Below are 19,510 nucleotides of genomic sequence, written 5' to 3'. Positions count from 1 at the left end.
CGGCAAAGGCCGTGCCGGCAACGAACAGACAAAGCGCGGCCAACAAACTTCTCATCGCCCTGCCCCACGCTGCTGTTGGCAATTCTGGGCCTGCGGCGCACGGGGAACCGTCGCCGTGAGCAGGGCGCAATCAGGCTCCGTGGCCGCTGCCGTCGGTCGCGACCAATCCGGCAGGCCGTGGCTGACCACCGCCCACATGGCATCATCGATCGGGATGCGGGCGATGCCGGCGTTGCGATCAACCCAGCCAAGCGTCTTGAGCTGGCGATCCTCTTCGGCGCGGAAAGCGGTCAGATCCTGCTTTGGCGCGGTCTGCAGATCAGGGCTTTCCGGACTGGTGCCCGTCGGACGCGGCAGCCAGGTCGGCGCGGTGTTGAAGATGAGCTTCACGCCGATCGCGGCTAAGGCGATGAACAGCAACAGCCCGCCGCCGAAAGCAAGCAGCACCCGCGGCTGGACATCGCGCGTCTCGGGATGACGGTGCGCCTTAGCCATGGGCGACCTCGCGCTTCCACCAGACGATCCTGTCTGGCCGGCGGAGCAGGAAGAGGAAAAGCGCGAGCCATAGCCCGCCCAATCCCATCCAGGCGGCCGCATCATGCCACAATGCCAGTGGGCCGCCGGCAAAGAGCGGTGGCCGGATTCGCCAGAAGACGTCGATGAAATGGCCGGCCAGAGCGACAGCGGCGAGCCCGACAAGGCCGCGATGGCTGCGCTTCATCCTTCGGCTGAGCAGGCCTGCGAAAGCCGAGACGTGCAAGGCAATCAGCAGCCAAAGAAGATAAAGCCAGCCGCCCGCGGAGCGCACGCCGTACCAGCGGATCTCGTCGGGCAAGTCGCCGCCCCAGACGACGACCCACTGCATGAACATGAGGTAGATCCAGGCCAGCACGAAGCCGAGCAGCATGTTGGCAAGATCCTCGCTGAGCGCGACGTCTTCCTCGCCGCCGGGCATGACCTCCACCGCCCGTCCTGCCGCCAGCACCAGGATCGCCAGGGCGAAAGCTCCGACAACCTCGGCGGCGGCTTCACAAAGCGCGTAGATGGTCGAGGTGAATTCCGGCTCGATCGAAAGCATCCAGTCGATGGCAAAGACGCTGACGGCAAGCGCGTGGAGAACGAGGCCAAGGGCGAATTTCTTGCCGTTGTGTTCATTCGAATTGGCCGGGGCCTCGGTCGTGCCGAGCACTATCCAGGTAAGGACGAGCCAGATCGCTGCGCAAACCGCAAAGCGCAGCAGGAAGAACGGCAGGTTGAGATAGGCAAGCTTTTCACGGACGGTCTCCGGGAGGTTCGCTGTGTCGGCGCCGGCCCACGGAAAGACGAGGTCGAGCCTTATCAGGACGGGCACGAGGGACACCAACGCCAGCGGCAGCAGGGCCGTCATGGTGCGGAGCGGCTGGCGGACCGCTTCTCCCCAGCGCCCGCCGGTCAATCCGTGCACCATCAATATGGTCAACGCGCCGATCGGCAGGCTGAGCGCGAAGAGAGCTGCCGCGAGCCAGGCGCCCAGCATCGCTTTGGCATCGAGCGATGCGCCTAGACCGCAGAGAACAAGTCCCGCGATACCTGTGACCGCAAAACCCTGCTCGAGGCGGCTCATGGCGAGGCCTCCGCTTCGAGCCGCGCGCGCATGCTTTGCGGAAGTTCGGCGACTGGAGCGTCGCGCGAATATTGCAGCGCGCGGATATAGGCGACGATCGCCCAGCGGTCCTGCGGCGGCACCCTGGCCGCATAAGAATACATGGCGCCGTAGCCGTTGGTCATGACGTCGTAGAAGTGACGCTCCGAGGCCTTGCGCAGCGCCTCCTGGTGGTAGCTTGGCGGCGCCGGAAAGCCGCGCTGGACGATCATGCCGTGACCATCACCGGTGCGGCCGTGACAGGGCGAGCAGAAGATGTCGAAACGCTGCTGACCGCGCTGCAGCAGCTCGATCGTGATCGGATAAGGGATTTTGTCCGGGACCGGCGTCAGATCGGCGTCGCGCGCCACCGTTCCTGTAACGGGCGTCCGCGCCGACATGCCATCGGCGAACTGGTTGCTCGCCTCCAGCGGATCATAGCGCGGCTGGTCCTCCATATCCTGCCGGCAGCCGGCGACGGCCAGCGCACCCAACATAAGCGTGAGGCGGAGGCGGCTCACGCCTCGACCTCCTCGACCATCTCGGCGCCGAGCCGCGTCAGCTGGCCCCTCGTCACGCCCTTGCGGTATTTGGGATCGGCTGCTTCGATCAGCAGATAGAACTTGCCGCCGCGCGCGTAGCTGAAGCTCTCGGCGTTGAAGACCGGATGGTGATAGCGGGGCAGCCCATTGGCCGCGAGCACGCCCAGGAAGCCCGCGAAGGCGGCGCCGAGAATGCCGGCCTCGAAGGCGATGATAACGAAAGGCGGCCAGGAATGCAGCGGCCGGCCGCCGACATTGATGGGATAATCGACTTCGACAGAGTACCAGATCAGCGCATAAACGACAGCGGCGCCGGCAATGCCGCCGGCGAGCACGGCCCAGGGGAGGCGCGTCTTCGGGATCTCCAATATCCCTTCCAGTTCCTTCATCGGAAACGGCGAGAACGCATCCATGCGCCGATAGCCGCGCTCGCGCATGCCGCGCGCCGCCGCGATGAGCGCTTCGGGACCGGCAAACACCGCCATGAGGCCGTAGAGGCTCATCGGATCTTGCCCTCCTCTTCGGCCAGTTCCTCGACCTCGAAGATGGTGATCGCCGGCAGGATGCGGATGAACAGAAAGACGAGCGCGAAGAAGGTGCCTATCGAGCCGAACAGGATGCCGAAATCGAGCCAGGCCAGCGACTGCTCGCCCCAGGCAGACGGCAGGTAGTCGCGGCTCGGCCCCGTCACGACGATGATGTAGCGCTCGATCCACATGCCGACATTGATGGCGACGGCGATCGCGAACAGCAGCGGCATGTTGCGGCGGATGCGTCTGAACCACAGCAATTGCAGCACGCCGCAGTTCAGGCTCAGCATTATCCAGAACAGCGGCGCATAGGGACCCAGCGCGCGCTGCGCCATCATGGTGCGTTCGTAAGGCTCGCCCGAATACCAGGCGAAGAATGCTTCCGAGACATAGCCATAGGCGACGACCATGCCGGCGGCGATCATCAGCTTGGCGGCATTGTCCATGTGCCTGAGCGTGATCAGGTCCTTGACCGAGAAGGCCCACCGCAATGGAATAGCAATGGTGAGCACCATGGCGAAGCCGGAGAGCAGCGCGCCGGCGACGAAATAGGGCGGGAAGATCGTCGAGTGGTAACCGGGCGTGATCGCGAAGGTGAAGTCGAGCGAGACGATCGAATGCACCGAGACGACCAACGGCGTGGCGAGCGCCGCGAGCAGGAAATAGACGACCTGGTAGCGCGCCCAATGGAAGGCTGAGCCGCGCCAGCCGAGCGCCAATATGCCGTAGAAGAGCTGCGCCGGTCTCGACCCGGCACGGTCGCGCAGCACCGCCAGGTCGGGCAGCAGCCCCATATACCAGAACAGCAGCGAGACGGTCGCGTAGGTGGCGATCGCCGCGAAGTCCCAGACCAGCGGGCTTCGCCACTGCGGCCAGTGCATATGCACATTGGGCAGCGGCAGCAGCCAGTAGAAGAACCACGGTCGTCCGAGATGGAGGATCGGGAACAGTCCCGCCATGGCGACGGCAAACAGCGTCATGGCTTCGGCGAAGCGATTGATCGAGGCGCGCCATGGCTGGCGCAGCAACAGGAGCACCGCCGAGATCAGCGTGCCGGCATGGCCGATGCCGATCCACCAGACGAAATTGGAGATCATCGTACCCCAGGCCACCGGGATATCGATACCGTAAGCGCCGACACCGACCGCGATCAGATAGGTGATCGAATAGAGCAGCAGCAGCACAAGCAGGAAGCAGAGGAAGAACGCTGTCCAGAAATGCCGTGGCAGCCGGCCGCCGAGCACAATCGAGCCGATGCGGCCGCTGATCTCGGGAAAATCGTGACGGCCGCGCAGGACAGCCGGGCTGTTCGCGCTCGCTTCAGCCATCGGTCGCCTCGCCCGGCTTGGCAAGCTTGCCGTTCGGATTGGAAATCTTGCCGAGATAGGTGGTGCGCGGTCGTGTGTTCAGCTCCTCCAGCAGCGCGTAATTCTGCGGCGCGCTTTTCTCGCGAACGACCTTTGCATCTTTCTTGTTGCGATCGCCGAAGGTGATGGCCTGGGTCGGGCAGGCCTGCTGACAGGCGGTGACCACTTCGCCATCGGCGATGTCGCGGTTCTCGATCTGCGCCTGGATGCGCTTGGCGCTGATGCGCTGGACGCAATAGGTGCATTTCTCCATCACCCCGCGCGAGCGCACGCTGACATTCGGATTGTGCACGCCCTGCTCCGAACCTGCCTCCTCCTTGTCGAAGGATTGATGATCGAGGAAGTTGAAGCGCCGCACCTTGTATGGGCAATTCTGCGAGCAGTAGCGCGTGCCGATGCAGCGGTTATAGACCTGCGCATTCAGTCCATCATGCGTGTGCACGGTGGCATTGACTGGGCACACCACTTCGCAAGGCGCCTTCTCGCAATGCATGCAGGGCACCGGCTGGAAAAACGTCTCGGGCGCGTCGACCGGCCCGGCATAGTAGCGGTCGACCCGCAGCCAGTGCATCTCGTGGCCGCGCTCGCATTCCTCCAATCCGACCGGCGCGATGTTGTTCTCCGCCTGGCAGGCCGAGACGCAGGCCATGCAGCCGATGCAGGCCGAGAGGTCGATCGCCATCGCCCAGGCTTCCTGGTCGTAAGGCCAGCCGGGATAGAGCGATTCCGTTGGCGCCGGCGGCGCATCCTGGCGCACGAAATCCGGGTTCTGTCGGAATGCATCGAGAGACGCATGGCGCACGATGGCGCGGCCTTCCATCGCCTGGTGATGCTGCGTGGTGATGACGCGCATGCTGTTCTGGCGGGGCGCGATGGCCGCGCCGGTGGCGAACCATTCCGAACCACGGCGCAAGTGGAAGGCGTCGTAGCCTTGCGATAGCGCTGCAACGGAACCGACTTTTCGCCCGAAGCCGAAGGATAGCGTTATCGTCTCGTCCGGGTGACCGGGCACGATCCAGGCAGGTGCATCGACATCCGCCCCATTGGAAGCGACGTTGACGACTTCGCCATTTCCGACCTTCAGTCGCTCGGCGGTGGCGGGCGAGACGAGCGCGGCGTTGCCCCACACAATCTTCGTCAAGGGTCGCGGCAGTTCCTGCAGCCATGAGGCGTTGGCGTAACGCCCATCGCGCAGCCAGGGATCCGCGACGAAGCGGACATCGATGCCGTTGCCTGCCATTGCTGCCGGCTTCAGTCCTGCCAAGTCCGGCGGCACTGTGACGGATACCGGCTTGGCAGCACTGTTCGCCATGACGCCGTCGCGCAGGGCCTTTCTCCAGGCATCATCATCGAGCTGCGTCCAATGCTGCCGGATAAGCGAAAGCGGATCGGCCTCGAACTCGCCGCCAAGCGCGGCAAGAAGCTCGTGTACGGTCCTGCCGTCATAGAGCGGCTTGATCAACGGCTGCACCAGCGAGGTAGTGCCGTCATAGGCGCGGATGTCGCTCCAGCTTTCGAGCTCGTGCGCAGCCGGCAAATGCCAATGCGCCAGGAACGCCGTCTCGTCACGGTAGAGACCGTGATGGACCAGCAGCTTCAAGCTGGAGAACGCCTCGCGCACATCTAGACCTGCCGGCGCGGTGTGCAGCGGGTTTGCGCCCAGCGCGACGACCGTGTCGATCGGCTCGCGGCCAATCGCTTGGCACATCGCCTCCAGGTCGCCATCGACCTGCAGCGCATCCGGCGCCTCGATAAGCTCCATCGTATTGCCGAGCGCACCCAGGCTCGCATTGGCGGCAAACGCGGCGGCATGAACGAAGGCGCTCTGCTGCGCTCCTGCAATGACCAGTGCATTGCGGCCCGCCCCGCTCAAGTCATCGACCAGCGCCGCCATCAATGCCGGGTCGACCGGCGAGCCGGAAGCTCCGGCTTGGCCGGTCAACGTCGCGTTCAATCCGGCAGCCACGGCTTCGACGTCACTTGGCTTGATCGCAAGCCGGTGATCGGCGGCGGCTCCGGTGATTGTCGGCGTCGACTCCACCGCATAAAGCCGGCTCATCTGGTCGGACGGATCGCGTACACGTCGTCGCGCAGCAAAGTCGCGCGCATAGGCGAGCCGTCCCGGTCCTTCGCCGAGGAAATCGGCGTCGAGGCTGACGATCGTTTCAGCGCGGTCAAAGCGATAGACCGGCGTCAGCGCCGACCCGAACAGGGCACGCGACGCCTCCATCGCGGCCGGCATCGCCAACGGATCATGGCGATAGAGTTTCAGCCGCGGATAGCGTGTCCGCAGCGCATCCAGCTGCGCCGCGAGCATCGGCGAGGTGGTCGCTTCAACTAGCAAGGCCCCGCCCTGCCCTTGCGATGCCGTCCATCGCGAAACGAGCCCCGCCATTGCCTTTAGGAAGTCACCATACGATGCCGGCTGGCCATCCTTGAGCGGCGTGCGTGAACGGTCGGGATCGAACAGCGTCAGCACGGCTGCCTGCATCACAGCGTCGGTGGCGCCGCGCGAGGCCGGATGATCCGGATTGCCCTCGATCTTGGTCGGCCGCCCTTCATGGCTTTCGACGATGGCGCCGATACCGAAGCCGTCACTCGACAGCGTCGTCGCATAGTAGACAGGCTTGCCTGGGACCAGGATTTCCGGCTGGCGCACATAGGGCACGATTTTTTCCGCCCTGCTGCAGGCGGCCAGCCCGGCAAGCGACAGCGAGGCGCCCATCAGCTTCAGCAGCGTCCGCCGGTTCGGCTTCGCCGGCAGGCGTTCCGCGATCGCCGGGAACTCGGCCTCGACAAAGCGACGGAATTCGGCGGTGCCGGCGACCTCGTCGAGGCTGCGCCATATTTCGCCGCCATGCGCCAGCCGCTTGCGCAGAGCCTCGATGTCGATGGCGGAACCAGGCTTGTCAGCGATGGCAGACATAGCAATCCGTCATCGTCTCGGGGTGGATGTCGAGCATGCCGATCAGCTGCCGCCTGATCTCATCGATGTCGGCAGGCGGCTGCCAGTGCATCAGGAACACGTCCTGCGGGGGACGTAAATTCGGCTCCGGATTGCGATGGCAGCCGAGGCACCACTCCATGCTCAGTGTGCGCGCCCGCATCGTCAGCGGCATCTCGTCGACCTCGCCATGACAGGTCTCGCAGGCGACACCTTTGTTGATGTGGATCGCATGATTGAAGAAGACGAAATCGGGCACGCTGTTGACGCGCTGCCATTCGATCGGCTTGCCGCCAGCCAGGCTTGCGCGGACCGGTGCCAGCATGTCGGCATTGGTGAAAAGCTGCGAATGGCAGGTCATGCAAACTTCGGTCGCCGGCAAACCCGCCGAAGACGAGGTCTCGACGCCATTGTGGCAATAGCGGCAGTCGATGCCGAGCTGGCCGACATGGTGCTTGTGACTGAACGGCACCGGCTGCGCCAATGGCTCACCTACTCCCGTAACCAGGTCCGAACGGGGAAGGATTGTCCCGATCGCGGCGGCGATCAGCAGAACGGCAAAACTTCCCCAGATGACAAAGCGCGCAACGCCATTGGCGTGTTTCGAGAAGATTTGCGGCATCCCCTCGCCGATTCTGCTGAAGGCACCCAGAGTTGACGACACCTAACGGTGCTTTCGCCGCCAAGGTTCCGAACCCGTGGCGGAATCACAGAATGGTGACTGCAACCGGAAACGGGTCGCGGATTTAATCCGCAACCACGGCCGCTCCCATGCGTTCGCCAGATATCACGATCTGTTTCACGCTGGAAAATGCCATGACCAACACCGCTGCAAACAACTCTCATCGCCCTGTGCGCCGTCGCGGTGTCGCTTTCTGGTGGAGAGCGCTGGTCGGCATCCTGTTGGTCATCCTCGGCCTGCTAATCGGCGGCGGCGGCGCATGGTTGGTCGCGCTTGGGGGCTCGTGGTATTATCTGCCGGCCGGCATCGCGTTGCTGCTCGCGGGCATCCTGCTGTTGGCGGGAAACATGGCCGGCGTCTGGCTATACGTGCTGACCTGGCTCGCCACGCTCGCCTGGGCCTATTGGGAGGTGGGTTTCGACGGCTGGGCCCTGATGCCGCGTGTGCTCGCCCCGACTGTCATCCTCGTCTTTGTCCTGCTTGCCCTTCCGGCGTTCCGCGATATGGGCAGCCGAGGCAGCCGGAATGCCGCCTATGCGACAAGTTTGCTCCTGCCGCTCATTGTCCTTGGCGCCTTCAGCTTTTCCCACTTCAATGCCGCGGCTCAATCGCAGCCGGCCGCACCGGCGACCCCAGCGCCACCTGCAACGGCCAGCGCGCCCGCCTCGCAAGACACAGCGATCCACCAGGCCGGCAATGACTGGCCGGTCTATGGCGGCTCGGAACTGGGGACGCGCTATTCGCCGCTGAACCAGATAACGGCGGCGAATGTCTCCAAGCTCACCCGCGCCTGGTCATTCCACACCGGCGACATGCCGAACGCAGCGACGAAGGATCTCTATTCGCCCGAGAACACGCCGTTGCAAGTTGGCGGCCATCTCTATGCCTGCTCGGCCAAGGACATCGTCATCTCCGCCGATGCACGCAACGGCAAGGAAGAATGGCGCTACGACCCAAAAGTGCCTGATAACGCCATACCCTACGGCGCGAGTTGCCGGAGCGTCGCTTATTTCGCGGTTCCGGGTGTGAATGCCGACCAGGCCTGTGCCACAAGGATCATCTTCGGAACGCTGGACGCCCGGCTGATCGCCGTCGATGCCAGGACGGGAAAACCCTGCTCGGATTTCGGCCAGCAAGGCAGCGTCGATCTCAACCAGGGCATCGGCGAAACGGTGCCCGGCTGGTACTCTATCACCGCGCCGCCGACGATCGTGCGCGGCATCGCCGTGGTGGGCGCGCAGGTCAAGGACGGCCAGGCCGAGAATGCGCCCTCAGGCGTCATCCGTGGCTATGACGCCGTCACCGGCAAGCTCGCCTGGGCCTGGGATATGGGCCATCCCGATCGCACCGGCGCGCCGCCCGCCGGAGACACCTACTTCCGCGGCACGCCGAACATGTGGACCGTCGCCGCCGCCGATCCGCAGCTCGGCTATGTCTACCTGCCGCTCGGCAATGCCGCAGTCGACTATTACGGCGTCGACCGCAAGGATTTCGAAAATCAATACAACTCCTCGATCGTCGCCGTCGATGTGACCACAGGCAAGCCGGTGTGGCATTTCCAGACGGTGCATCACGATCTTTGGGACTACGACCTAGGCTCGCAGCCGACGCTGATCGATTTCCCGACCGTCACCGGCAAGGTCCCGGCCATCATCGTGCCCAGCAAGCAAGGCCAGATCTACGTGCTCGACCGCAAGACGGGCAAGCCGCTCTTCCCTGTCGAGGAGCGCAAGGTGCCCTCAGGCGGGGTCGAGCCGGACAGGCTTTCCAAGACGCAGCCCTATTCCGGCTACGCGCATCTCGACCAGCCCGTGCTCACCGAAAAGGACATGTGGGGTATGAGCCCGCTGGATCAGCTCTATTGCCGCATCCAGTTCCATCGCGCCTCCTATCAGGGCGAGTACACGCCGCCGACGGTCGACCGGCCGTTCATCCAATATCCCGGCTACAATGGCGGCTCGGACTGGGGCAGCATCGCCGTCGACACCGACAGCGGCGTGCTGATCGCCAATTACAACGACATGCCGAACTACGACCAGCTCATTCCGCGCAAGAAGGCGGACGAGATGGGCTTCAAGCCGATCGACAAGGGCGGCAGCCCGAAAAAGGTGAAGGATATCGGCGACCCGCAGGCAGGATCGCCATACGCGATCGCGGTCAATGCCGGCTGGCGCCTGTCCACGGGCCTTCTCTGCTCGAAGCCGCCCTATGGCCACATCCGCGCCATCGATCTCAAGACGGGCCGGACCCTATGGGACGAGCCGCTCGGCAGCGCCGAGAACAACGGCCCGTTCGGCATTCCCTCGATGCTGCCGCTCACCATCGGGACGCCGAACAATGGCGGTCCGCTGGTGACGGCCGGCGGCCTGATCTTCATCGCCGCGACCACCGACAACAAGCTGCGCGCCATCGACATCAAGACCGGCAAGGAGGTGTGGCAGGCCGATCTTCCTGCCGGCGGCCAGACGACGCCGATGACCTATGAGGTCGGCGGTAGGCAGTATGTCGTCATCGCGCCCGGCGGCCACCATTTCATGGAAACCAAGGTCGGCGACGAAGTCATCGCCTACGCGTTGCCGGCCGGGTGACAGAGATCGGTCAGCTGGGCCAAAGATTTCAGCGCTCCAGGTCGTCGCGACGCCGCCCCGTCGGCTGTGACGGACCGTCCTTCCGCTCCGCCGGCCGCCGGCTTCGGCGCCGGGCGAGGAAATACATCCAGATCAGAATGAGAATCAGTGGGATGCCCGCCATGGGCAGCATCCACACGCCAAGGTGAAACATGAACGTCACTCTGCCCTGTTGCAGTCAGGTCGGCCCACACTCAAACCGGCGTGGGAAAAAACAGTTCCAGGCACGACCGGGCGAAAAGCGTCCTTTCGCTAAAGGCAGATGGTCGCAGAGCCTGATCGGCGCGCAACCTCTCATCGCGCAACGCGTTCCGTCCTGGTCATGTCGTCGACAAGTGCCGCACCCGTGTAGACAGTTTGGGAAAGGCGACGGTCGTGCCGCGAGAAGAAGCTTCCATCCTCATCGTCGGCGCCGGCCCGACGGGGCTGACCGCCGCGCTGGAGCTTGCACGACGAGGCGCCCGTCCCCGCGTCATAGACAAGAAGGATGGACCCACGCCGCTCAGCAAAGCCGTTGGCATCAGTTCGCACAGCCTCGATGTCCTCGAAGCGTCGGGGGTGAGCAGCAAGCTGCTCGCCGAGGGGCTCAAGGTGCGCCATGCGCATTTCCATGCAGAAGCCCGTGAACTCCTCACAATCGACTTCTCGCTGCTGCCGCACCGCTATAATTTCCTGCTGTCGTTGCCGCAGCGAGACACCGAAAAGATCATGGCGGAGACGGTCGCGGCATTCGGCGTCGACGTGGAATGGCACACTGAGCTGGTCGGCCTCACCCAGCAGGCCGACAAAATGGAGGTTCGGACCAGGCGAAACGGTGAAGAGGAGGAAAGGCGAAGCTTCGACATCGTCTTTGGGGCCGACGGCGCCGACAGCTCGGTCCGCAAATTGTCGAGCATCGCATTCGAAGGCTATACGCACAGGCGGCAATGGAGCATCACCGACGCCGAGATAGCATCCTGGCCTTATGAGCCGGGCGCGGCGCAGGCATTCCTGCACCGTGACGGCGACGTCGGCTTCATCATACCGGTCGGCGACAATCGCTTTCGCTCGGTATCCAACACGCCCGATGCGTTGGCGCGTGTGCCTGGCGACTATCGCGTAGCGAAGGTGCTGCGGACCGACCATTTCCACATTCCGGCAAAGCAGGCGGTCCGCTATCAGGCCGCCCGCATCTTCCTCGGCGGCGATGCCGCGCATGTCCATTCGCCGCTTGGCGCGCGCGGCATGAATCTCGGTATCGAGGACGCGGCATGCTTCGCCCGGCGTTTCGACGACGGCACGCTTGCGGGCTACACGGATGAGCGTCGACCGGTAGGGCGTCGCTGGATCGAGTTGAGCGAACGTATTTTGTCCACGGCGCAGTCGACCAACAGCTTCGTCCAGACATTCAGGAACCTCGTCATGTTGACGATCGGCGCCGTTCCCTTCCTGCAAAGGCCTTTGCTCGAGCGCGTGGCCGGATTGAAGGAATAGATCTCAAACGAGAAGTTGCTCGATCCTGATCGGCAAATCGCGGATACGTTTGCCGGTGGCATGGTAGACTGCGCTGGCAACAGCCGCGGCCGTGCCGACATTGCCAAGCTCCCCAAGGCCCTTCACACCGGCCGGGTTGACCGCGTGGTCGACTTCCGGAACCAGGATCACCTGCAGGTCCTTGATGTCGGCATTCACCGGCACGAGATAGTCCTGCAGGTCGCGGTTGACATAGCGGGCATAGCGGCTGTCGACTTCCGTCGCTTCATGCAGCGCCTGGCCAATGCCCCAGATCATGCCGCCCATCAGCTGGCTGCGCGCGGTGCGCGTGTTCATGATACGGCCGGCCGCGAACGCGCCGACGATGCGCGGCACGCGGATCTCCCTCGTATAGCGGTTGATGCGGACTTCGACGAACTCAGCGCCGAAGGCGTATTTCACCGAATCCTCATCCTGCTCGCCACCGTGGAATTCCGGCATGCCGGCATAGAGCTTCTTCAGCGCTTCGGGCGTCGCACCCTTGGGCGCGAACTCGGCGTATTCCTCGATTGCGCCGACCTGCATGGTCTTCAGGACATCTTCGACCTTTGCCGAAGCGCCGCCCTTGGCCACGATCTTTCCGTCGGCGAGGTCGAGTTCCTCGTTATGAGAGCCCGCCAGCGGACCGCCCTCGGCGGTCGCGCCGGCATAGAGCTTGGCGCGGATGGCATCGCAGGCCTTCAGCACTGCCGAGCAGACGCTCGCGGTGGAGATCGAGCCCCCCGAGACAGGAGCGGGAGGCAGGCTGCTGTCGCCCATCTCGACGCTGATCCGATCGATGCTGACGCCGAGGCGTTCCGACGCCATCTGACCGGCTACGGTGCGCACGCCGGTTCCGATCTCGTGCGAACCGCATTGCAGCCGCACATCGCCATCGACGGTCAGGCGCACCCGCGCCGCGCATGGCGCGACCGCGGTTGGATAGATCGCCGTCGCGCAGCCCATGCCGACCAGCCAGTCGCCGTCGCGCATCGCTCCTACTTTCGCGTCCCGCTTCGCCCAGCCAAAAGCCTCGGCCGCCTGGTCATAGCACTGGATCAGCGAGCGGCTGGAGAACGGCTTTTTGCCGATCGGCTCTGTTTTCGGTTCATTGATCCGGCGGAATTCCACCGGGTCCATGCCAAGCGCCACCGCCATTTCGTCCATGGCGTTTTCCAGCGCATAGACATAAGGGGTCTCGGGCGGCGAGCGCATGTAGCCGGGAGTATTGCGGTCCGCCTGCACCAGCGAGACATGTGTCAGCACCGAGCCATAGCCATACATGCGGCCGGTGGCCGACGTGCCGCCCACGACATAGGAGTCCGGCCGCGAGGTGACCTCCCAGCCCTCATGCGCGAAAGCAGTGATGCGGCCGTCCTTGCCGGCGCCGATCCGGATGCGGTGCCTTGTCTCCGCCCTATAGGTCTGAGTGCCGAAGGCCTGCATCCGGCTGGTCACGCAACGCACCGGTCGGCCGAGCCGCCTGGCGGCAACCGCGACGATGGCGGTGCGCGGCGTCATCGGTCCCTTGGATCCGAAGGCGCCGCCGATGAAGGGGCTGACGATGCGCACCTTTGCGGGATCGATCTTCAACTGCCTGGCAAGCTCAACCTTCCAGCCGGTCACGTTTTGCGAGGGCTCGTGGACGATCAGTTGGTCGCCCTGCCAGAAGGCGGTGGTCGAGAACAGCTCGATCGGATTGTGGTGCTGCGTGGGCGTCGAATAGCGCGCGTCGATCTTCACCGCGGCCTCTCTATAGGCGGCATCGAAGTCGCCGGCCTTCACGTCTTCCTTGAACAGAGGACTCTTGCCGGCGGCGGGAATGGTCGCCGTGCCCGGACTGTCGAAGCTCGCCGTGGGCGTCTCCGCATCATACTCGGCGCGGATCAACTGCGCTGCCTCTTCGGCGGCTTCGAATGTCTCGGCAACCGCGAGCGCGATGATCTGGCCGTCATGGAAGATCGTCCGGTCATGCAGCGGCCCGATCGAGGTGGCGCCGGAATTGCCGAATTTCGGCTTCTCGACCTTGTCCATGTCGCCATAAGTGACGATGTCGAGCAACCCGGGCACGGCACGGGCGTCGTCGAGATGAAGCTTGGCCACCTTGCCCTTGGCAATACTGCTGGTGGCCAGCGCGCCATAGGCGATGTTGGCGGTCGGCAGGTCGGCTGGGTAATGCGCCTGCCCGGTGACCTTAAGCCGTGCATCGACGCGCGGCAGCGGTTGGCCCTGGTTCTCTTTCGGTCTCGGAGCGGCAGTGTCCATGGTCACACCTTCATGTCGCGGGTTTCGAGCAGCGCGCGCACCAGCGTTCGCTTGCCGAGCTCGATCTTGAATGCGTTGTGCTGGCGCGGCTCGGCCCCGGCGAAGGCGGCATCCGCCGCCGTTCCCGCCGAAGCCTCGTCGAGCTTCTTTCCTTGCAGGGCTTCCTCCGCCGCTTTGGCGCGCCAGGGCACGGTCGCCACGCCGCCCAGGGCAATGCGCGCCTCGCGAACGTTGTCGCCGTCCAGGTCGAGCGCAACGGCGGCCGAAGCCAGCGCGAACGCGTAGGATTCGCGGTCTCGGATCTTCAGATAAAGCGAGCGCCGGGCCCATGGCACAGCCGGCACTTCTATGGCGGTGATGATCTCGTCAGCAGCGAGATCGGTCTCGATCTCAGGCGTATCGCGCGGCTGGCGATGCAGCTTGGCGAGCGGTATCTTTCGCGCCCCACGCGAGCCCTCGGCACGCACGACAGCGTCGAGCGCGATCAGCGCCTGGGCAAAGTCGCCGTGATAGGTCGCGATGCAGGCATCGCTGCCGCCCAGCACCGCATGCTGCCGGTTGAAACCCTCCATCGCAGCGCAGCCCGATCCTGGCACGCGCTTGTTGCATTGCCAGGATGTCTCGCGAAAATATTCGCAGCGCGTGCGTTGCAGGACGTTGCCGGCGAGACTTGCCATGTTGCGGATCTGGCCGCTTGCGGCCAGCCGCAAGCTGTCGGCAATAACGGGATAGCCATGCTTGAGCTCGGCGTGATCTGCAGCCTCGCCCATACGCACCAGGGCGCCGAAGCGGATGCCCTCGTCGGTCACCCGGATTTGCCTGAGGCCTGGATCCTTGAGCCGGTTGAGGTCGACCAGCCGGTTCGGCTCGGCAACGCCGAGCTTCATATAATCGGCAAGGTTGGTGCCGCCGGCGATGAACTGCGCATTCGCTCGCGTCGGCTGGTCGTCCTCGGTCGTGAAGCGGGATGCGATCGCGACGGCCGCGGAAATGTCGGTCGGCTGTTCGTAGACGAAGGGACGCATATCAGGCTCCCTTCATCTGATCGCGTGCCTGCAGGACGGCAGCGACAATGTTTGGATAGGCGGCGCAACGGCAGATATTGCCGCTCATATAGTCGCGGATGTCGTCTTCGGATTTTGCGTGCCCTTCATTGATGCAACCAATGGCCGACAGGATTTGGCCCGGCGTGCAGTAGCCGCACTGGAACGCATCGTGGTCGATGAAGGCCTGCTGCATCGGATGCAGCTTACCGTCGCTGGATGCTAGCCCCTCGACGGTCGTCACATCCTTGCCGGCATTCATCACCGCGAAACTGAGACAGGAGAGCACGCGTTTCCCGTCGACAAGAACCGTGCACGCTCCGCACTGTCCATGGTCGCAACCCTTCTTGGTGCCGGTTAGCCCGACATGATCTCGCAAGGCGTCAAGCAGGCTGGTTCTAGTGTCGAGCGACAGCTCATAGGCCTGCTTGTTGATCCGCATCGACGTCACCACTGGCTCGCGAAGTTCCGCGCCAGCGGCGGCAGGCGCTTCGGCTTTGGCCGATGAAACGAGCAACGGTGCCGCGGCGGCCGAGACCGTGCCTGTCATGAAGTTCCGCCGGCTGAGGCCAAGCGTGGATGGGACGGAAGGCTGGGACATGGCTCGCTCCTGGCTGGCTGCTCATCGGGGCCTAACCACTCATGCAGGCCATTGTTCCGACCTGGTCCGCGCGGGATCCTAGGCCTCACAGAAGTGTGATCCTTCGAAGATGCTCATGATGCGGGAACATGCATGCCGGCTTCGAGTTCTACGGCCAATACCAACGCTGATGGCGGGCCGATATGAAATCGAAACTGGTCGCGCAGACGTCTGGACAAAGGACATTCGTGGTCGTGCTGGATCCAGGCGAGGAAGCATTTGCTGCCCTGTCCGACTTCGCCGGCGAGCAAGGAATTGCCGGCGCCTCGCTGACCGCGATCGGCGCATTCGAGAAGGCAACCGTCGGCTGGTTCGACTTTGGCTCGAAATCTTACCGCAAGATCCCGGTCGGCCAACAATGCGAGGTTCTGAGCGCCATTGGCGACATCGCGGTCGACGACAGCAGCAGACCGAGCCTGCATATCCATGCCGTCCTGGGTCTAAGCGACGGGTCGACGCGCGGCGGCCACCTTGTTGAAGGCATCGTCAAGCCTACGCTCGAAGTCACGGTGACGGAATCGCCCGTTCACCTGCGGCGCACCAAACGCCCCGGCCTTGGCATCGCCTTGATCGATCTCGACGCCTGAGGGCGGACGATGGCAGCGGCCGCGACCGACGCGTTTCCTCTCCCCCTCGATACATCCCCAATGGAGGCTCGGATCGACGAAGCACTGCCGCAGGACAAAGGCGTCTGGCAGTTCGAACCGAAATGGGATGGGTTTCGCTGCCTCGCTTTCAAGAATCGCAAAACGGTCGATCTCAGGGCGAAGTCGGGCAAGCCGCTTGGGCGTTACTTTCCCGAACTGACAGCGATGATGCAAAACCTCGAAGCCAAGGATTTCGTGGTCGACGGCGAAATCGTCATCGAGATCGACGGCGCCGCGTCCTTCGACGCCCTGCAGATGCGGCTTCATCCGGCGGAGAGCCGCATCCGCAAGCTGAGCGCGGAGACGCCGGCGCGACTGATCCTGTTCGATATGCTGGTCGCGCCGGGCGGCAAATCGCTGCTCGAAGTCGCGCTGACGCAAAGGCGCACGGCAATTGAAGACTTCGTCGCGCAAGCAAACACCGACGCTCTTCAGCTCTCGCCCTGCACCACGAGTTTCGCGACCGCCAGGCGATGGCTGGAAGACGCCGGGCATGGCTCTACCGACGGCGTCGTCGCCAAACGGCTGAACGATCCCTATCAGCCGGGCGAGCGCGCGATGATCAAGGTCAAGCGGCTGCGCACTGCCGACTGCGTGGTCGGCGGCTTCCGTTATCTGAACGGCAAGTCGCAGGTCGGATCGCTATTGCTCGGCCTCTACAATGAGCGGGGCTTGCTTGACCATGTCGGCTTCACCTCGACAATCGCCAACGAGGAACGGGCCACGCTCACGAAGAAGTTGGAGGCGCTGCGTGGCGGGCCCGGCTTCACCGGCAAGGCGCCGGGTGGGCCGAGCCGGTGGAGCACGGAGCGCAGCGGCGAATGGGAGCCGTTGCGGCCGGAACTGGTCGTGGAAGTCCGCTTCGACCACGTCACCGGCGAGCGCTTCCGGCATGGCACTCGATTCATTCGCTGGCGGCCCGAAAAAGCGCCGCGACAATGTACGTTCGAGCAGATCTCGTAGCAGCGCCCCACCGGAACAACCGACCCCCTCAAACGGTTTGTCTTTAGAACAGCCCCGCGTCACGAACGCACCTATCTTGGAGACAGGAAAATGGATCCGCGCGACAAGCAGCGAGCCGCAAGGCGGGATGAAACCGAAGCTCCCGGCATCGAACAACAGGACTGGGACGCTCTTGATAATGGTCGGGTGCCGCCTGGCAGCGTCGCCATCAACGGCGATCCGGAGGACGATGCCGAAGCACAAGGCGTCCTCCCCGAAGAGGATGACGACAACCCCTATCAGGAGAGCGACGAAGCCTTGCCCGACGATGAGGAAGAACGTGTGCTGTCGCGGGATCCTTCCAAGGAAGGCAGTCGTTTTGACGAAGCATAGCGAAAGCTAGCGTGCCGTTGTTGACGATATGGCCGGTGGTGCAGAGCACCTTGAGGAAGGCTGGACCAGCTTCACTTTTGGCGGCCAGTTCGCGTCCCGACATTTTGGCATCGCCACATCGGTAAGAGCAGCGATGGGATTTTCCCGCCTTCTATTGCCTGCAACTGCCTGCAACGCTCCGCGGGCTGCGCGAGAAGGCATCGCCGCAGAGCAAGGCCGTCTCGGCGCCATATCAGAAGGCCGTGGGATCACTACACATGGCCCGTCAAAAATCGGGGGGCGCAAATCGGCAGTGGACCCTTCACTGTTTGTAACTGGGGGGAACAACGGGGTGTGGGACAAGTTTTTGATTAAGCAAGCCGCTTTATGTTTGACCTGCAACCATGGCCGAGAAACGCGACAATAAATCCACAGCCGCTCTTCTTAGGCGGCAATTCTCGAATGAAACCATGCGCCGATATTTACGCAGCTTGCCCTTGTTTCACGTAAACCGCTGGCTTCCTGACAAACTGCGCGAATCGCTCAAGCGTCTCGACCGCAAGCGTAAGTGAAACCAACCGCGCTGCGCTTAGGGTCAATCCAACAAAAGGCGCGGGCCACGCTCTTGCCGTTCAGACGAACGCGCCACCAACTCTCCTTCACATTACGATCACAGCCCTTCGGGAGGGGCAGAGACTATGCATCCTTGCTTGAGCGTCCGCGTTTGTGATTCACAAATCCGGAGTTCAAGCCATGAAGGTCGACACTCTTCCTGCGCCTACAGCCAACCCAGCCCAGGTCGATATCCTCGTCAACAAACCGGGACACTTCGTCGAGGAGTGGATCGAGGGACATGCGGTTAGACCGGCCGCCGAAGCATCCCCGGAAGCCGCTGCAGAAAGACTGGCGAGAGCTTGCATCGCGGACGCGGAGCGGGAAGGCATCCTCGCGGAAGAAATCAGCGATGAGGTCGGCGATTTGAAAGAGTACCTCGCTGACACGGTCCTCGCCGAGGCCGGCCGCGAAACGGGCGTCGACACCGCTCCGACGGCGCAAGCATTGGGTGACACAAAGGCTTAGCTTTCACGGCAGGGAAGTTGTGGATCGCGATGACGCCAATCTCAACACGAGCCGTCCACATTTGCGTCGACATGCAGATGATGTTCTTGCCGCCTGGGCCATGGGCGGTTGAGTGGCTGCCCGCCATCCTGCCGAAGGTGCTTTCGCTTGTCGATGGCAGACCGGGGCGAACGATTTTCACCAGGTTCATAACGGCGAGAAGACCTGGCGAAGGCCAGGGCCATTGGCGTCAATACTATGAGCGCTGGTCGCAGATGACCATCGAATGTGCCGGCCCGGGCAGCCTCGAACTGCTGCCCGAACTGCGTGATTTCGTGCCGCCGGCTCGCGTTTTCGATAAGCCCGTTTACTCACCTTGGCTGACCGGCGAGCTCCATCGGAGCCTTCAGGCGGAAGGTGTGACCGAGCTCATCGTCAGCGGTGGCGAGGCCGACATGTGCGTCTTGGCGACGCTGCTCGGAGCGATCGACTTCGGTTACAGAACGATCCTGGTCGAGGATGCGATCTGCAGCACATCGGACGAAGCCTACGAAAATATACTCAAGCTGTTCACGACGCGATATTCGCATCATGTCGAAGTCGCCGCTGCGGAGGAGGTTCTGGATTTCTGGCGCTGACCCATCGCTCATCTCGCCCGGCACATACCGGCCAAGTGCTGCCGGCAACGGATGAGCAGCCGCCCCTCGAATGCTCAGTCGCATCAGTGGGTGCGGTCAT

The 19,510-nt window shown here is 63.5% G+C and carries 17 protein-coding genes; 7 read left to right on the top strand and 10 right to left on the bottom strand.

Annotated features, from left to right (window positions below):
* Positions 1–51: 51 nt before the first annotated feature.
* Genes FJ980_RS11475 through FJ980_RS11445 form a run of 7 tightly spaced genes read right to left on the bottom strand, consistent with a single transcriptional unit; the run spans position 52 to position 7,626 of the window.
* Positions 52–495 (bottom strand): hypothetical protein, encoded by a 444-nt coding sequence (locus FJ980_RS11475; protein WP_140543001.1) that lies wholly within the window; start codon positions 493–495, stop codon positions 52–54.
* Entirely contained in the window at positions 488–1,603 is a 1,116-nt protein-coding gene (locus FJ980_RS11470; protein ID WP_140543000.1) for a hypothetical protein, read from the bottom strand. The genes FJ980_RS11475 and FJ980_RS11470 overlap by 8 nt, the downstream gene beginning before the upstream one ends.
* Entirely contained in the window at positions 1,600–2,142 is a 543-nt protein-coding gene (locus FJ980_RS11465; RefSeq protein ID WP_140542999.1) for a cytochrome c, read from the bottom strand. Before FJ980_RS11465 ends, FJ980_RS11470 begins: the two co-directional genes overlap by 4 nt.
* On the bottom strand, positions 2,139–2,666 hold the full coding sequence (locus tag FJ980_RS11460) for a DUF3341 domain-containing protein (RefSeq protein ID WP_140542998.1): 528 nt from the start codon (positions 2,664–2,666) through the stop codon (positions 2,139–2,141). The genes FJ980_RS11465 and FJ980_RS11460 overlap by 4 nt, the downstream gene beginning before the upstream one ends.
* Positions 2,663–4,021, bottom strand: a complete 1,359-nt coding sequence (nrfD, locus tag FJ980_RS11455) for an NrfD/PsrC family molybdoenzyme membrane anchor subunit (RefSeq protein ID WP_140542997.1) — start codon at positions 4,019–4,021, stop codon at positions 2,663–2,665. The genes FJ980_RS11460 and nrfD overlap by 4 nt, the downstream gene beginning before the upstream one ends.
* Positions 4,014–6,986, bottom strand: coding sequence for a TAT-variant-translocated molybdopterin oxidoreductase (locus tag FJ980_RS11450; RefSeq protein WP_140542996.1), 2,973 nt, complete (start codon positions 6,984–6,986; stop codon positions 4,014–4,016). Before FJ980_RS11450 ends, nrfD begins: the two co-directional genes overlap by 8 nt.
* Positions 6,970–7,626 carry a cytochrome c3 family protein gene (locus FJ980_RS11445; protein ID WP_140542995.1) on the bottom strand — a complete coding sequence of 219 codons (657 nt, stop codon included), beginning with the start codon at positions 7,624–7,626 and terminating at the stop codon, positions 6,970–6,972. Before FJ980_RS11445 ends, FJ980_RS11450 begins: the two co-directional genes overlap by 17 nt.
* A 194-nt stretch (positions 7,627–7,820) precedes the next feature.
* Between FJ980_RS11445 and FJ980_RS11440 the strand changes: the two genes are divergently transcribed.
* Positions 7,821–10,274 carry a membrane-bound PQQ-dependent dehydrogenase, glucose/quinate/shikimate family gene (locus FJ980_RS11440; RefSeq protein ID WP_140542994.1) on the top strand — a complete coding sequence of 818 codons (2,454 nt, stop codon included), beginning with the start codon at positions 7,821–7,823 and terminating at the stop codon, positions 10,272–10,274.
* 414 nt (positions 10,275–10,688) lie between these two features.
* Positions 10,689–11,786 (top strand): FAD-dependent oxidoreductase, encoded by a 1,098-nt coding sequence (locus FJ980_RS11435; RefSeq protein ID WP_140542993.1) that lies wholly within the window; start codon positions 10,689–10,691, stop codon positions 11,784–11,786.
* Between the two features lie 3 nt (positions 11,787–11,789).
* Here FJ980_RS11435 and FJ980_RS11430 read toward each other — a convergent pair whose 3' ends face one another.
* The 3 genes from FJ980_RS11430 to FJ980_RS11420 are packed head-to-tail and all read right to left on the bottom strand — an operon-like array spanning position 11,790 to position 15,713.
* Positions 11,790–14,069 carry a xanthine dehydrogenase family protein molybdopterin-binding subunit gene (locus FJ980_RS11430; protein ID WP_140542992.1) on the bottom strand — a complete coding sequence of 760 codons (2,280 nt, stop codon included), beginning with the start codon at positions 14,067–14,069 and terminating at the stop codon, positions 11,790–11,792.
* A gap of 2 nt (positions 14,070–14,071) precedes the next feature.
* Positions 14,072–15,094 carry a xanthine dehydrogenase family protein subunit M gene (locus FJ980_RS11425; protein WP_140542991.1) on the bottom strand — a complete coding sequence of 341 codons (1,023 nt, stop codon included), beginning with the start codon at positions 15,092–15,094 and terminating at the stop codon, positions 14,072–14,074.
* A gap of 1 nt (position 15,095) precedes the next feature.
* Positions 15,096–15,713 carry a (2Fe-2S)-binding protein gene (locus tag FJ980_RS11420; protein ID WP_140542990.1) on the bottom strand — a complete coding sequence of 206 codons (618 nt, stop codon included), beginning with the start codon at positions 15,711–15,713 and terminating at the stop codon, positions 15,096–15,098.
* A 182-nt stretch (positions 15,714–15,895) separates the two neighbouring features.
* On the opposite strand from FJ980_RS11420, the gene FJ980_RS11415 reads away from it, so the two are divergent.
* The 5 genes from FJ980_RS11415 (at position 15,896) to FJ980_RS11395 (ending at position 19,410) form a co-directional block, all read left to right on the top strand.
* Complete coding sequence (locus tag FJ980_RS11415) at positions 15,896–16,339, top strand: PPC domain-containing DNA-binding protein (RefSeq protein ID WP_140542989.1); 444 nt, start codon at positions 15,896–15,898, stop codon at positions 16,337–16,339.
* 9 nt (positions 16,340–16,348) lie between these two features.
* Positions 16,349–17,362: an ATP-dependent DNA ligase gene (locus FJ980_RS11410; RefSeq protein ID WP_140542988.1), complete on the top strand. Its 1,014-nt coding sequence runs from the start codon at positions 16,349–16,351 to the stop codon at positions 17,360–17,362.
* 90 nt (positions 17,363–17,452) lie between these two features.
* A complete protein-coding gene (locus FJ980_RS11405) occupies positions 17,453–17,734 on the top strand; it encodes a hypothetical protein (protein WP_140542987.1) in 282 nt (93 codons plus the stop codon).
* A gap of 732 nt (positions 17,735–18,466) precedes the next feature.
* Complete coding sequence (locus FJ980_RS11400) at positions 18,467–18,793, top strand: DUF768 domain-containing protein (RefSeq protein WP_140542986.1); 327 nt, start codon at positions 18,467–18,469, stop codon at positions 18,791–18,793.
* A 29-nt stretch (positions 18,794–18,822) separates the two neighbouring features.
* Entirely contained in the window at positions 18,823–19,410 is a 588-nt protein-coding gene (locus FJ980_RS11395) for an isochorismatase family cysteine hydrolase (protein ID WP_140542985.1), read from the top strand.
* Positions 19,411–19,510 lie beyond the last annotated feature (100 nt).

The sequence above is a fragment of the Mesorhizobium sp. B1-1-5 genome (assembly GCF_006443065.1).
GTDB lineage: Bacteria > Pseudomonadota > Alphaproteobacteria > Rhizobiales > Rhizobiaceae > Mesorhizobium.
The sequence above is the reverse complement of the archived record's forward strand: the minus strand, read 5'-3'. Positions and strand labels throughout refer to the sequence as shown.

Coding starts and splice junctions, on each gene's coding strand:
- FJ980_RS11475 (WP_140543001.1), bottom strand. CDS start 495: ATGGCTAAGGCGCACCGTCATCCCGAGACGCGCGATGTCCAGCCGCGG.
- FJ980_RS11470 (WP_140543000.1), bottom strand. CDS start 1,603: ATGAGCCGCCTCGAGCAGGGTTTTGCGGTCACAGGTATCGCGGGACTT.
- FJ980_RS11460 (WP_140542998.1), bottom strand. CDS start 2,666: ATGAGCCTCTACGGCCTCATGGCGGTGTTTGCCGGTCCCGAAGCGCTC.
- nrfD (WP_140542997.1), bottom strand. CDS start 4,021: ATGGCTGAAGCGAGCGCGAACAGCCCGGCTGTCCTGCGCGGCCGTCAC.
- FJ980_RS11450 (WP_140542996.1), bottom strand. CDS start 6,986: ATGTCTGCCATCGCTGACAAGCCTGGTTCCGCCATCGACATCGAGGCT.
- FJ980_RS11445 (WP_140542995.1), bottom strand. CDS start 7,626: ATGCCGCAAATCTTCTCGAAACACGCCAATGGCGTTGCGCGCTTTGTC.
- FJ980_RS11440 (WP_140542994.1), top strand. CDS start 7,821: ATGACCAACACCGCTGCAAACAACTCTCATCGCCCTGTGCGCCGTCGC.
- FJ980_RS11430 (WP_140542992.1), bottom strand. CDS start 14,069: ATGGACACTGCCGCTCCGAGACCGAAAGAGAACCAGGGCCAACCGCTG.
- FJ980_RS11425 (WP_140542991.1), bottom strand. CDS start 15,094: ATGCGTCCCTTCGTCTACGAACAGCCGACCGACATTTCCGCGGCCGTC.
- FJ980_RS11420 (WP_140542990.1), bottom strand. CDS start 15,713: ATGTCCCAGCCTTCCGTCCCATCCACGCTTGGCCTCAGCCGGCGGAAC.
- FJ980_RS11415 (WP_140542989.1), top strand. CDS start 15,896: ATGAAATCGAAACTGGTCGCGCAGACGTCTGGACAAAGGACATTCGTG.
- FJ980_RS11410 (WP_140542988.1), top strand. CDS start 16,349: ATGGCAGCGGCCGCGACCGACGCGTTTCCTCTCCCCCTCGATACATCC.
- FJ980_RS11405 (WP_140542987.1), top strand. CDS start 17,453: ATGGATCCGCGCGACAAGCAGCGAGCCGCAAGGCGGGATGAAACCGAA.
- FJ980_RS11400 (WP_140542986.1), top strand. CDS start 18,467: ATGAAGGTCGACACTCTTCCTGCGCCTACAGCCAACCCAGCCCAGGTC.
- FJ980_RS11395 (WP_140542985.1), top strand. CDS start 18,823: ATGACGCCAATCTCAACACGAGCCGTCCACATTTGCGTCGACATGCAG.